We start from the raw sequence: 12207 nt of genomic DNA on the forward strand, positions 1-12207 counted from the left end.
AACGGAAGGAGGATCGGCCGCCGGCGGCCGGGAGGCTAAGGGGGAAACCCGCTCAGTTCGGGCTGGTGATGGCGCAGGTCGCAGAGACGGCGCTGGTGGCGCCCATCAGGCGCACCTGATCCGACCCCGTGATGCCGGGGAAGGTGGAAAACAGCGTCGTGGACGACGTGCCGAGCTTCTTCTTGCTCTTGGAGAAGAAATCGCAGGTCACGACGATTTGGTTCAACATGATGGTGCCGCTGTTGGCCACCTGCACGCTGATGAAGGCGCCCGACGGATCAGTGACCACCGCGCCGGTGGTCAGGTTCAAGCCGGCCGGCTCCGCGAGTGCGGGCAGGACGGCCGGAGCGGCGAGAGAGAGCGGAAGAGCAAGGCTCAGAGCCTTCGCGCAAGCAGTTGCAAATTTCATATCTGGCCCCCCAGATGTTCAGCCACGGAAAAGATGTCCTTGTCGCCGCGGCCCGACAGATTGATGATCATGACATGATCCTTCGGCTTGGTGGGCGCGATTTCCGTCGCCTTGGCGATGGCATGCGCGCTTTCCAGCGCTGGGATGATGCCTTCCTGCTTCGACAGGAGCACGAAGGCATCGAGCGCCTCCTGATCTGTGCAAGGGATGTATTTCACGCGGCCCACGTCGTGCAGCCAGGAATGCTCGGGGCCGATGCCGGGATAATCGAGGCCGGCGGAGATGGAATGCGCATCCTTGATCTGGCCGTCGTCGTCCATGATCAGATAGGTGCGGTTGCCGTGCAGCACGCCCGGCCGTCCGCCGAGGATCGCCGCCGCATGCTCACCGCTGGGAATGCCGCGCCCTGCAGCCTCGACGCCGAAAATTTCCACTTCGGGATCGTCGAGGAAGGCATGGAACAGACCGATGGCATTGGAGCCGCCGCCCACAGCCGCAACCAGTGAATTGGGCAGCCGGCCCTCCATCTCGAGGATCTGCGCGCGCGCCTCGGTGCCGATGATGGACTGAAAATCGCGCACCATCGCTGGATAGGGATGAGGGCCAGCCACGGTGCCGATGCAATAGAAGGTGTCATGCACGTTGGTGACCCAATCGCGCAGCGCCTCGTTCATGGCGTCCTTCAGCGTGCGCGTGCCGGATTGAACCGGCACGACGGTGGCGCCCAGCATATTCATGCGGAACACGTTCGGCTTTTGCCGCTCGACATCCACCGCGCCCATATAGACGACGCATTCCAACCCGAAGCGCGCACAAAGCGTCGCCGTAGCCACCCCGTGCTGGCCGGCTCCAGTCTCGGCGATGATGCGCTTTTTGCCCATGCGACGGGCGAGCAGGATCTGGCCGAGAACGTTGTTCACCTTGTGGGAGCCGGTGTGATTCAGCTCTTCACGCTTCAGATAGATTTTCGCGCCGCCGAGATACTCGGTGAGACGTTCGGCGAAATAGAGCGGGGAGGGGCGGCCCACATAATGGGTGAGGTAACCATCCATCTCCGTGCGAAAGGCTGGGTCGGCCTTGGCGGCCTCGTAGGCGCGCTCCAGCTCGAGCACCGCTGGCATGAGGGTCTCGGCGACGAAGCGTCCCCCATGGATGCCGAAATGACCGCGATCGTCCGGGCCGGTGCGATAGGAGTTCAACGCAGTCACTGGGCTTGGCTTTCCACCTTGGAGGCAAGGGACGCCGCGCGCGCGGCGCGGACGAAGGCAAAGATCTTTTCCGCCGACTTGACACCCGGCGCGCTTTCAACGCCCGAGGAAACATCGACGCCGTCGACACGGGTGCGGGCGATTGCCTGCGCCACATTATCGGGGTCTAGACCACCCGAAAGCATGATCGGGCGACCGGGGTCAAGGCCGGCCAGCAGAGACCAGTCGAACGGGCGGCCGTTGCCGCCCGGTAACAAGTCGTCAGGGGCGGGCTTGGCGTCGAACAACAAGCGGTCGGAAACCGCGGCATAGGCCGGTACGATGTCCAGGTCCGTGGCGCGGGCGATGCTGAGCGCTTTCATTACCGGCAGTCCGAACGCCGCGCGGATGGCTGCAACCCGTTCAGGGGTCTCGCGACCGTGCAGTTGCAGGATGTCGGGCTTCATCGCTTCCAAGGTATCGCGCACCAGCGCGTCGTCCGGATCGACGAGCAGCGCCACCTTGAGGGCGCGGCCGTTCACCTGCGCGGAGAGGGCGGCTGCGGCATCGAAAGAAAGATGGCGCGGGCTTTTGGCGAAATGGACGAAGCCGACAAGATCGGCCCCGGCTTGCAGCGCGGCGTCAAGCGCGGCGGCGCTGGTGACGCCGCAGATCTTCACTTCGATGCTCGGCTTGGAACCACCCGTAACCAACGCGCCCATTTCATCACCATCGGGTGCGGCGCGCCGCACCCTGTCTCGTTTCTGCTTTGGCTCAGGTCTCGATGCGGGTGAACTGGCCCGCCTTGCGGAATCGCCAAAGATAGCTCGGCAGCACGCTCGCCATGGCGGCGGGTAGAATGCCGAGGTCCTGGATCGTGCGGTGTTCTGAAACTGCGGCATCCGACACCACATTGTCGAAATGCAGCATCGCCACCTGGTCGCGCGTGAGCAGGCTGCTGCCGCCCGGCACCCATCCGAGAATGCGGGCGAGCAGATCGGCCGCTCCGAAGGGCAGGTCCATAAGCAGTCGGTGGCTGCCGATCTCGCGCTGCAGCAGCTCCATCAGCTCCCGGAACGTACGCACCTCGGGACCGCCGAGTTCGTAGGTGGTGCCGGCCTTGGCCTTCCCGTCCACTGCGCGCTCCACTGCCGCGGCGACATCGGCCACGAACACCGGCTGGAAGCGGGTCTTGCCGCCGCCGATCAGCGGCAGCGCGAAGGCGAAGCGCGTCATGGCCGCGAAACGATTGAAGAAGTTATCTTCGGGGCCGAACAACAGCGACGGGCGCAGGATGATGCTGTCTGGGACCGCCGCGCGAACCACCTCTTCGCCCAGACCCTTGGTGCGCGCATAACCGGCGGCGGCTGTCGAATCGGCGCCGATGGCGGAGACGTGAACCACGCGTGCGCCGACTTCGGCAGCTGCGGTTGCAACCGCGCGTGCACCATAGACATGAACGGCATCGAAGCTCTGGCGGCCACGCGGGGCAAGGACGCCCACGAGACTGACAACAATGTCGGAACCCTCGGCCGCTCGCCTCACCGATTCGCCGAAACGCACGTTCGCCTGCACGAGTTGAATCTGGCCGACATAGCCATAGGGCAAAAGGAAGTTGGCAAGGTCCGGGCGGCGCACGGCCACGCGGATGCGATAACCTCTGCGGGCAAGGGCGCGCACCACATAACGGCCGAGAAAGCCGGATCCGCCGAACACCGTCACCAGGCTGTCCGTCACGGGCCGATCGGCCACCGTCACTTCGCTCATGCCCACTTCCTCCGGCTCGCGCGCTCGCCGCGACCTATCCTGTAGGTTTGTGCGTGACATACGCGATTGTGCCGGGCGCCGTCCAGTTGCCTCGGCGTCGCGGGGCGGATCGTCCACCCCGGTGCAGACCGCCGCCTTGAGCGATCCGCACGGGGGTCCGTCCGTTCGGTCAGGCCGGCTTTTTTGCGGCGGCGACGAGAGCCGCAACCGTCTCCTCAATGGCGACGATCTGGTCGGAGAATGCCTTCGGGTCGAACGCTGCACGCTGCAGGTCTACCGCCCAATTGGGATTCTGCAGGGTGAAGGTGGTAAAGGCGGAAGCAGCGCCGGTTTTGCTCAGGACGTGGTCGGCCACGTGGGCGGGCAGAGCTTCCTCGACGAAGAAGTTGAGCCCGGGATTTGCCGCATGGAAGGCGACAAACGCTTCCGAAAGCTCGCGATATTGGTCGGCCTTTAGAAATGCGTCCACTTTGCCGAGGAGATCGGAGACCGCATGCTCCGGCGGGAACTTGCGGGTGGGATAGATCGGGGTGAATGCGGCCATGATTTTTCCTCCGGAACGATGACGATGCGGCGGCCCGCACGATTGTTCGGTGCGCTTGCGCCATCGGCGCGTATTTTGTGGACCACGGAGCGCGGCGCAAGCCTGACCAGACGAGAACGCGCATTTTTGAGAATGTTGCGATGAAGTGGGGCGCTCATCTGCACAATGCGCCGTCATTGCGTCGGAGACAGTTGACTGCGCTGCTTCCTGCTCCTATAAGCGCCAACACTTCGCTGGCGACCGAGGTTGCCGGCGTGTTCAGCCATTCAGACGCAGTGCAGACGGGCCTATTGGCTATGTTTGGCGTGCGATAACGTGATAGAGGACGGCCGATGGCCAATACGCCCTCCGCCAAGAAGGCGGCGCGGAAGATCGAGCGGCGCACCGAGGTTAACCGGAACCGCCGCTCGCGCGTTCGTACGTTCCTGCGCAAGCTTGAAGATGCGCTCGCCACCGGCGATGCCACGGCCGCAAGCGCGGCCTTCAAGGCAGCTGAGCCGGAAATCATGCGTGCTGTCACCAAAGGTGTTCTTCATAAGAACACGGCGTCTCGCAAGGTTTCCCGCCTTGCGACCCGCGTCAGCAAGCTGAGTGCGTGATCTAAAGCTGGCGATGCCGCGGTGCACGCGTCATGGCTAAGCTTAGCGAAAGAAGGCCCGGCTTTGCCGGGCTTTTTTATTTCGAAATTTGAAGTATCCATGCACCATTGAACGTGCGGCTGAAAATGCGGTCCTCGGGCCGCGTGCCTTCAACCGGTCCGCACCAAAAGCCCCCAGATTCCTTGGTTTAGCCGGCGAAGATCGATGAGCGTCATTTCCCGCCGGGTGATGATTCTTCCAGGATTGGGCCGCTAGCCCCTAAGCCTCCCCAGGTCAAGCAGCAGCACTTCCAGGCTGCAAGTTGCCTACATTTCCCACCGCTCAGGAAAAACTGATGAGCTTGAAAGGGTTACGGGCCAAGCTTAGAAGGAGCCTTCCGGCAGGTGTGGGTTGAGGTACGGTAATACATCTTGACTGAAGTCCTAGGACTGGGGCCTGCGGCCCTGTCGTTTGGGAATCTTGCAGTCGAGTCAGAGGTTTGCCGGCTGAACTAAACCGTAGAGGGAAATCCACTTGTCACCCGCTTTCCACCGGATTCGGATGCGACCGGGAAAGCCGTTGCACCGTCCCCATGCCCTGTGTATGTTCAATCTCACCTCTGAGGGACATCCCGAGGAAATCATCAATAGAGCAGCAGTTTCACGACTCTTCGTGGATGGAGGGAGGGTGTATTATGTGCGTTAGCGTCTCACCTCCCCTCTCGTGCTGCGTGTACATTTTACCGGCGTATTATCCTGATGTTTGGGAACATCTGTCTTAGATCCTTGGAATTTGATCCAAGACAGCGAAACAAGCAAAAAACTATTCTATCTGTTTAAAAGTCCGTTGGTGTTTGGGCCAGCGGCAAATGGGGCGGCCATGACTTCTCTTACAGGCGCTAGATCTAGCGAAGACGCTCGTCGTTTCTGTCGCATGCTGCCTTTCGGGGCTGTGAGCCGTGACCGGGATGAACGACTTCGCGATCGCGCCGAGGGAGCCCCGGCGAGCCGGGCGCCCTCATGACGGACGGCGAGGCGTAGCCTTCTTTCGTCGCTTCACTCTTCACCTTTGCACTCACTTGGACTTGGAGACGCGCCGTCCTCGGCGCGAACGCTCTCTGCGTCGCAACCAGGGAACCGCCCCGGGCGGGAGAGACCCTCATGTTGAAACCGGAATCCGTTGATGTCGCGCAGTTTCGCCCCACTATGACGGCGCCTTCGGCGGCCGATTTCTGCGCACAGCAATGGGACCGGGTTCGCCAGCGCCTGCGCGAAGAGATCGGCGAGGAATCCTATACCAGCTGGTTTGCCCGCATCGAGCTCGACCGGATCGCCGAGCGTGTGCATCTCTCGGTGCCCACGCGCTTTCTGAAGGCGTGGATCCAGGACCATTATGTCGAGCGTCTCGCCGAGCTGTGGCGCGAGGAGAGCGGCACCGCGCGCAAGGTAGACCTGTCCGTGCGCTCTGCCGTGGCCCGCGCCATTCCGCTAAAGGCCGCCAATGAGCATCGCGAAGTCGTGGTCGAGCGCGCCGTCGAGCCGCGCGCCCAGGCGGCAACATCTGCTTCCGCCGCGATGCCCGCCGACGTCGGCGCCGGCTCGCCCCTCGATGCCCGCCTCACGTTCGAGACCTTCGTGCTGGGCAAGTCCAACACGCTCGCCCATGCCGCCGCGCGTCAGGTTGCGGAGGCTGTGCCCGGTGCGGGGCCGATCTTCAACCCGCTCTATCTCCATGCTGCCGTCGGGCTCGGCAAGACGCACCTTCTGCAAGCCGTGGCCTGGGCCGGCGCGAGCCGTGGACGGCGCGTGGTCTATCTGACCGCGGAGCGCTTCATGTACGGCTTCGTCGCCGCGCTGAAGACCCATGCCGCCATCGCCTTCAAGGACGCTCTGCGCTCGATCGACACTTTGGTGATCGACGACCTTCAGTTCTTGACCGGCAAGAACATGCAGCAGGAATTCTGCCATACGCTCAACGCTCTGATGGATGCCGGGCGGCAGGTGGTGGTGGCTGCCGATCGTCCGCCGTCCGAACTTGACGCGCTCGATGACCGAGTACGCTCGCGCCTCGCGGGCGGTCTCGTGGTGGAACTCGGCCAGCTTGAGGAGGACCTGCGCTTGCAGATCCTCAAGACCCGCTCCTCTGCCCTTGCCGAGCAGCATCGCGGCTTCACCGTTCCGGCAAATGTGCTGGAACTGCTGGCCCACACCGTCGGGCAGAGCGGGCGCGACCTTGATGGCGCGCTCAACAAGCTGCTCGCTTTCAATAAGCTCACCGGTGAGCCGGTGACCATGGAAATGGCCGAGAATGCGGTGCGCGACTTGGTGCGCCCGTGCGATCCCAAGCGTGTGCGGGTCGACGAAATCCTGCGCGTGGTGGCCAAACATTATAACGTTTCCCGCGCTGACCTCCTGTCCCAGCGTCGCACCGCCAATGTTGTGAAACCGCGTCAGATCGCCATGTATCTGGCCAAGACGCTGACCCTGCGCTCCTTGCCGGAAATTGGCCGTCGCTTCGGCGGGCGCGACCACACGACGGTTTTGCACGCGGTGCGCAAGATCGATGGGCTGATCGCCACCGACCGTGCGCTCGCGGAAGAGATCGAGGCGCTGAAGAAGCTGGTCAACGAATGATCTGCGACCCGGCTTGGTGATGGGACGTCGGGTTCGCTTGCGGCGTTGCGGCCGGCCGGTGCAGTGAGGAGAATGCGGCTTGCGCTTCGTGAAGCGTCGCGCCCGCATGGACGCGCCGGCAGGGCTCCTATAGAAGCGGCCTGACCCATTATTGAGCCAGAGTGTCAATGACCATCCGCCTTCATCGCGGCGATCTGCCCGACTCGTTCCGTCCCGCTGCCATCGTCGCCATCGACACCGAGACGCTCGGTCTCAATCCGCACCGCGACCGGCTCTGCCTGGTTCAGCTTTCCAACGGTGACGGCAGTGCGGACCTGGTGCAGATTTCTGCCGGAGCGACCGCGCAGAGCGCGCCGAACCTGGTGCGCCTGCTCAGCGATCCAGCGGTGGTCAAGCTGTTCCATTTCGGCCGATTCGACATCGCCGTACTGAACAAGACATTCGGCGTCACGACTGCCCCGGTTTTCTGCACCAAGATCGCCTCGCGCCTGGTGCGCACCTATACTGATCGCCACGGTCTCAAGGATCTGGTGCGGGAGCTGGTGGGCGTGGACCTTTCCAAGCAGCAGCAGAGCTCGGACTGGGCTGCGAGCGAGTTGAGCGACGCCCAGATGGCCTATGCCGCCTCGGATGTGCTCTATCTGCACGAATGTAAAGTGAAGCTGGAAGCCATGCTGGCGCGCGACGGGCGCACGCAGATGGCACAGGCCTGCTTCGCCTTCCTGCCAACCCGGGCCGCGCTTGATCTCGCGGGCTGGCCGGAAGAAGACATCTTTGCTCATTCCTGAGCCTGCGTGACCCCGTCCGTCCGCCTTGCCCGCGCCTGTTTGCGCCCCCATAAGGCGTGCGGGTGGGGGCGTTCGGACGCAGGCAGGCTGCAATTCGCCTCAGCCGTAAGGGGCGGGGTGTGCGATGCGGCCCCCGACCGGTTAGAATGCGAGACATGAGCGAGCAGCCAACGCCCCGCCGCACGGAACGGCCGCAGATCGATGCCCTCGGCGTGCGGGCGATCCCCGAATTTCGACGCGCCCAGCGCCACAGCGCCTTCGTCCGCTTCGTAAAGCGTGCCTTGCCGGTCAGCCTTATCCTTGCTTTGGCGGCGATGATCGTGGTGCCGCTGATTTCCCGGATGGGCTTGAAGATCGATTTGCCGTTCGAGGTCGGCGCCATGCATCTGAGCGGTACGCGCCTAACCATGGAAAAGCCGAAGCTTTCCGGCTTCACCGATGACAACCGGGCCTATGCGGTAAACGCGGCCACCGCCTCGCAGGATCTGACCAACACCGACGTGCTCGATCTCACTGAGGTCTCGGCCCGCATGGAGCTCGCCAACAAGGGCTGGGCCACGGTGAAATCGGCCACCGGGACCGTGGATATGAAGCGGCAATTCATCACGCTGCGCGGCGGGGTAGACCTTGCCACCAATGGCGGCTATGCCGGTCTGCTCAAGGATGCGGATGTGGACGCGAAAGCCGGATCGCTCAGCACCGATAAGCCGGTTCTGCTGACCTATATGGACGGCCGCCTGGTGGCGGATCGCATGAAGGTGTTTGATCGCGGCACCCGCGCCTTTTTCGAGGGGAACGTGCAATTGGATTTCCGCCTGTCCAATCTTTCGAACGGCGGGACCCAGGGCACCGCCGGCGCGGCTGGTGCACCCTCGGCCGCTCCCGCTAATATGCCCGCCCCCGCTCCCGCCTCTCCTGCAGCGACACAGAAGCGATGACCCGCACCCGTCTTTTCGGTCTCCTGGTCGCCGTGGCGACATGCGCCGCCGCCGTGTCCCTGCAATCGCACGCCGCGATTGCCCAGGGCAGCAATGTTCCCAATGCGCTCCAGGGCTTCGCCAAGAACCGCGACGAGCCGGTGCGCATCAATTCCAACACGCTGGAAGTGCGCGACAAGGAAAAGACCGCGGTGTTCGCGGGAAATGTCATTGTCACCCAGGGTGATACGACGCTGCGCAGTCCCCAATTGCTGGTGTTCTACGACGGCTCCGCCGCCCCCTCCGATGGCCAGCCGAGCAAGTCGAACCAGATCCGCCGGCTGGAGGCCACCGGCGGCGTGGTGGTTCAGACCAAGGACCAGACCGCGACCGGGGACACCGGCGTTTTCGATGTCAAGAGCAACACCGTAACGCTGCTGGGCAAGCCGGTAATCCTGACCCAGGGCCCCAACGTCATCCGCGGCCAGAAGCTGACCGTCGATTTGACGACAGGTGTGTCGCGTTTCGAGGGGGGGCGTGTGGAGAGCTTGATCCTGCCCGGTAGCGTCAAACAAGAAAGTCCCGCGGCACCAAAGCGTTAGGAATTCAACGGCGGTGATCGCCGGTATCTTTATGCACGTTTTCGTCGCGGCCTGAATTTTGCATGTTGCATTGCGGCGCTGACGGGAGAAGACTAGCCGGGTCGGAGGGGCTCCGTCTCGGAGGTATCGGGTGAACGTCTTTTCCATGTTCGGCAAAAGCAGGCAGCAGCCTGCAAAGCAGGCCCCAGCCGATGGCGGGCCCGGCGCGCCGTACAGCTCTATAGAGGCAGACGAGGACGCCGCATGGGATGATGATCTCGTCCTGGACGAAGCGTATGCCGCCTCAGTTGATCCCGCCGAGGAAACCGAGGATGAGGCGAGCGCCCATCTCGGCTACGGCGTGCCCCACGCCGACTTGGTGCAGCACTCCCTGGCCGCTTTCGGCCTCGCCAAATCCTATGGCGGCCGCAAGGTGGTGCGCGACGTCAGCGTGCATGTGCGGCGTGGGGAGGCGGTCGGCCTGCTCGGTCCCAATGGTGCGGGCAAGACCACCGTGTTCTACATGATCACCGGTCTCGTGAAGGCCGATGCCGGCCGCATCGAGCTGGAGGGCCATGACGTCACGCCCATGCCCATGTATCGCCGCGCGCGCCTCGGCATCGGCTACCTACCGCAGGAAGCTTCGATCTTCCGCGGCCTTTCGGTCGAGGACAATATCCGCGCCGTACTGGAGGTGACCGAGCCCAACCGTCGCCTGTGGCGCGAGGAGACCGACAAGCTTCTCGAGGAGTTCAAGATCACCCATGTGCGCAAGTCGCCCTCCATTGCGCTTTCGGGCGGTGAGCGGCGACGCCTGGAGATCGCGCGGGCGCTTGCGAGCCGTCCGGCTTTCATGCTGCTGGACGAACCCTTTGCCGGCATTGATCCGATCGCCGTGGGCGACATCCAGGCACTGGTGCGCCACCTCACCACGCGCGGCATCGGCGTGCTCATCACCGACCATAACGTGCGCGAGACACTGGGGCTGATCGATCGTGCCTACATCATCCACACCGGCTCGGTGTTGATGGAGGGCGATCCCGATTCCATCGTCAACAGCCCCGAGGTGCGACGGCTTTATCTCGGCGAGGAGTTCCGGCTGTGAGGCGGCACCGGCTCATATGCGGCCGTGCCGGGTCCGGCGTCCTATCTTGCAGGGAGTGCGTCTGATGGCGCTCCAGGCACGGCTCGAATTCCGGCAGAGCCAGTCTCTGGTCATGACGCCGCAGCTGATGCAGGCCATCAAGCTGCTGCAGCTCTCGAATATGGAGCTGTCCGCCTATGTCGAAGCGGAGCTTGAGCGCAACCCGCTGCTTGAGCGTGTGGCGGAGCCCGAGGGCGGCGCCACCGAAGCTGAACCCGAGGCGCCTGCGGCCGCAGCCGCCGAGGAGCGCGAAATTCCGTCCTCCGGCGATTTCCTCGACGGCGATTCTGAGCCGAGCCGCGCCAAGATGGAGAGCCAGCTCGATACCGACCTTGGGAATGTCTTTCCGGACGATGTGCCGGCCGAGCGGGCGCTGGGCTCGGGGACACCCAGCGCGGTGGAATGGGGCGGCGGCAGCGGAGGCGGCGAGCGGAGCGAGGATTATAACCCCGAGGCTTTTCTCGCCAGCGAGAGCACGCTTGCCGATCATCTCGAAGCGCAGCTCTCGCTTGCCGAGACTGATCCCGTCCGGCGTATCATCGGGCTCAATCTGATTGGGATGATCGATGAGACCGGCTATCTTGTCGGCGACATCGCCGAACTTGCCGACCAGATGAGGGTGCCGCTGGACGAGGTGGAGAGCGTGCTGCGCCGCATCCAGACCTTCGAGCCTACCGGCGTCGGTGCGCGTACCCTTTCGGAATGTTTGGCGTTGCAATTGCGCGAGCGCAACCGCTGCGACCCCGCCATGGAGGCGCTGCTCGCCAATCTTGAATTGCTTGCGCGCCACGACCGCAATGCGTTGCGCCGTGTCTGTGGGGTGGATTCGGAAGATCTTGCCGAGATGATTGGCGAGATCCGCGCGCTCGATCCCAAACCCGGCCTGATCTTCGGCAGCGGCGTGCTGCATCCCCTGGTGCCCGACGTGTTCGTGAAGGAAGGGCCGGACGGCTGCTGGCTGGTGGAACTCAATTCCGACACCTTGCCGCGCGTGCTGGTGAACCAGAGCTATCACGCCTCGGTTGCCAAGGCGGCGCGGTCGCCAGAGGAGAAGACGTTCCTGGCGGACTGCCTGCAGAGTGCGGGATGGCTGACGCGCTCGCTCGACCAGCGCGCCCGAACCATTCTGAAGGTGTCGAGCGAAATCGTGCGTCAGCAGGATGCGTTTTTGGTCCATGGCGTGCGCCATCTGCGGCCGCTGAACCTGCGCACGGTGGCGGATGCCATCGGCATGCACGAATCTACCGTCTCGCGTGTCACATCGAACAAATATATCTCGACGCCGCGCGGCGTGCTGGAGCTTAAATTCTTCTTCTCCTCATCCATCAATGCCTCGGGGGGCGGGGAGGCCCATTCCGCCGAGGCGGTGCGCCACCGCATCAAGAGCCTGATCGATGCGGAGGTTTCCAGCGATGTCCTCTCCGACGATACCTTGGTGCAGAAGCTCAAAGCTGACGGCATCGACATCGCCCGACGCACGGTCGCCAAGTATCGTGAGAGCATGAACATCGCCTCTTCGGTCCAGCGTCGGCGCGAAAAGCAGGCCCAGCGGGCGGAGGCTTCTTACAGCTAGGCCATGCCTTCGGTCTCTGGCGGGAGCTGTTTACTTAATTCGACAAGATAAAATAACACCGCAGCAGAAAAACAGAGCGGTTGGAT

The 12207-nt window shown here is 63.4% G+C and carries 12 protein-coding genes; 7 read left to right on the forward strand and 5 right to left on the reverse strand.

All coding sequences use genetic code 11. The features are described from left to right. Positions 1-52: 52 nt before the first annotated feature. From V5F77_RS16360 to V5F77_RS16380, 5 genes are all read right to left on the reverse strand, one after another. The gene (locus V5F77_RS16360; RefSeq protein WP_429006426.1) at positions 53-409 is read right to left on the reverse strand and encodes a hypothetical protein; all 357 of its coding nucleotides are present in this window, start codon (positions 407-409) and stop codon (positions 53-55) included. Next, a complete protein-coding gene (gene trpB / locus V5F77_RS16365) occupies positions 406-1617 on the reverse strand; it encodes a tryptophan synthase subunit beta (RefSeq protein ID WP_429006427.1) in 1212 nt (403 codons plus the stop codon). The genes V5F77_RS16360 and trpB overlap by 4 nt, the downstream gene beginning before the upstream one ends. Beyond that, positions 1614-2318, reverse strand: a complete 705-nt coding sequence (locus V5F77_RS16370) for a phosphoribosylanthranilate isomerase (protein ID WP_429006428.1) — start codon at positions 2316-2318, stop codon at positions 1614-1616. Before V5F77_RS16370 ends, trpB begins: the two co-directional genes overlap by 4 nt. Before the next feature lie 52 nt (positions 2319-2370). Beyond that, positions 2371-3363: a complex I NDUFA9 subunit family protein gene (locus V5F77_RS16375; protein ID WP_429006429.1), complete on the reverse strand. Its 993-nt coding sequence runs from the start codon at positions 3361-3363 to the stop codon at positions 2371-2373. Positions 3364-3532: 169 nt separating this feature from the next. After that, a complete protein-coding gene (locus V5F77_RS16380; RefSeq protein ID WP_429006430.1) occupies positions 3533-3907 on the reverse strand; it encodes a hypothetical protein in 375 nt (124 codons plus the stop codon). Between the two features lie 332 nt (positions 3908-4239). Here V5F77_RS16380 and rpsT point away from each other — a divergent pair, with 332 nt between their 5' ends. From rpsT to rpoN, 7 genes are all read left to right on the forward strand, one after another. Next, the gene (gene rpsT, locus V5F77_RS16385; protein ID WP_429006431.1) at positions 4240-4506 is read left to right on the forward strand and encodes a 30S ribosomal protein S20; all 267 of its coding nucleotides are present in this window, start codon (positions 4240-4242) and stop codon (positions 4504-4506) included. Between the two features lie 1184 nt (positions 4507-5690). Next, positions 5691-7118, forward strand: coding sequence for a chromosomal replication initiator protein DnaA (dnaA, locus tag V5F77_RS16390; RefSeq protein ID WP_429006465.1), 1428 nt, complete (start codon positions 5691-5693; stop codon positions 7116-7118). Between the two features lie 167 nt (positions 7119-7285). Then, a complete protein-coding gene (locus V5F77_RS16395; protein WP_429006432.1) occupies positions 7286-7906 on the forward strand; it encodes a ribonuclease D in 621 nt (206 codons plus the stop codon). A 155-nt stretch (positions 7907-8061) separates the two neighbouring features. Continuing rightward, a complete protein-coding gene (locus V5F77_RS16400; RefSeq protein WP_429006433.1) occupies positions 8062-8844 on the forward strand; it encodes a hypothetical protein in 783 nt (260 codons plus the stop codon). Further along, positions 8841-9425, forward strand: coding sequence for an LptA/OstA family protein (locus V5F77_RS16405; RefSeq protein WP_429006434.1), 585 nt, complete (start codon positions 8841-8843; stop codon positions 9423-9425). Before V5F77_RS16400 ends, V5F77_RS16405 begins: the two co-directional genes overlap by 4 nt. 130 nt (positions 9426-9555) lie before the next feature. Continuing rightward, the gene (lptB, locus tag V5F77_RS16410; protein ID WP_429006435.1) at positions 9556-10509 is read left to right on the forward strand and encodes an LPS export ABC transporter ATP-binding protein; all 954 of its coding nucleotides are present in this window, start codon (positions 9556-9558) and stop codon (positions 10507-10509) included. 64 nt (positions 10510-10573) lie between these two features. Then, positions 10574-12121 (forward strand): RNA polymerase factor sigma-54, encoded by a 1548-nt coding sequence (rpoN, locus tag V5F77_RS16415; protein ID WP_429006436.1) that lies wholly within the window; start codon positions 10574-10576, stop codon positions 12119-12121. The last annotated feature ends 86 nt before the right edge of the window (positions 12122-12207 follow it).

The organism is Roseixanthobacter psychrophilus (assembly GCF_043195195.1).
In the GTDB taxonomy this organism is placed as follows: domain Bacteria; phylum Pseudomonadota; class Alphaproteobacteria; order Rhizobiales; family Xanthobacteraceae; genus NCEH01.

Bases quoted from the DNA above. Each gene is read 5' to 3' on its own strand.
- V5F77_RS16360 (WP_429006426.1), bottom strand. From the start codon at position 409: ATGAAATTTGCAACTGCTTGCGCGAAGGCTCTGAGCCTTGCTCTTCCG.
- V5F77_RS16370 (WP_429006428.1), bottom strand. From the start codon at position 2,318: ATGGGCGCGTTGGTTACGGGTGGTTCCAAGCCGAGCATCGAAGTGAAG.
- V5F77_RS16375 (WP_429006429.1), bottom strand. From the start codon at position 3,363: ATGAGCGAAGTGACGGTGGCCGATCGGCCCGTGACGGACAGCCTGGTG.
- V5F77_RS16380 (WP_429006430.1), bottom strand. From the start codon at position 3,907: ATGGCCGCATTCACCCCGATCTATCCCACCCGCAAGTTCCCGCCGGAG.
- rpsT (WP_429006431.1), top strand. From the start codon at position 4,240: ATGGCCAATACGCCCTCCGCCAAGAAGGCGGCGCGGAAGATCGAGCGG.
- dnaA (WP_429006465.1), top strand. From the start codon at position 5,691: ATGACGGCGCCTTCGGCGGCCGATTTCTGCGCACAGCAATGGGACCGG.
- V5F77_RS16395 (WP_429006432.1), top strand. From the start codon at position 7,286: ATGACCATCCGCCTTCATCGCGGCGATCTGCCCGACTCGTTCCGTCCC.
- V5F77_RS16400 (WP_429006433.1), top strand. From the start codon at position 8,062: ATGAGCGAGCAGCCAACGCCCCGCCGCACGGAACGGCCGCAGATCGAT.
- V5F77_RS16405 (WP_429006434.1), top strand. From the start codon at position 8,841: ATGACCCGCACCCGTCTTTTCGGTCTCCTGGTCGCCGTGGCGACATGC.
- rpoN (WP_429006436.1), top strand. From the start codon at position 10,574: ATGGCGCTCCAGGCACGGCTCGAATTCCGGCAGAGCCAGTCTCTGGTC.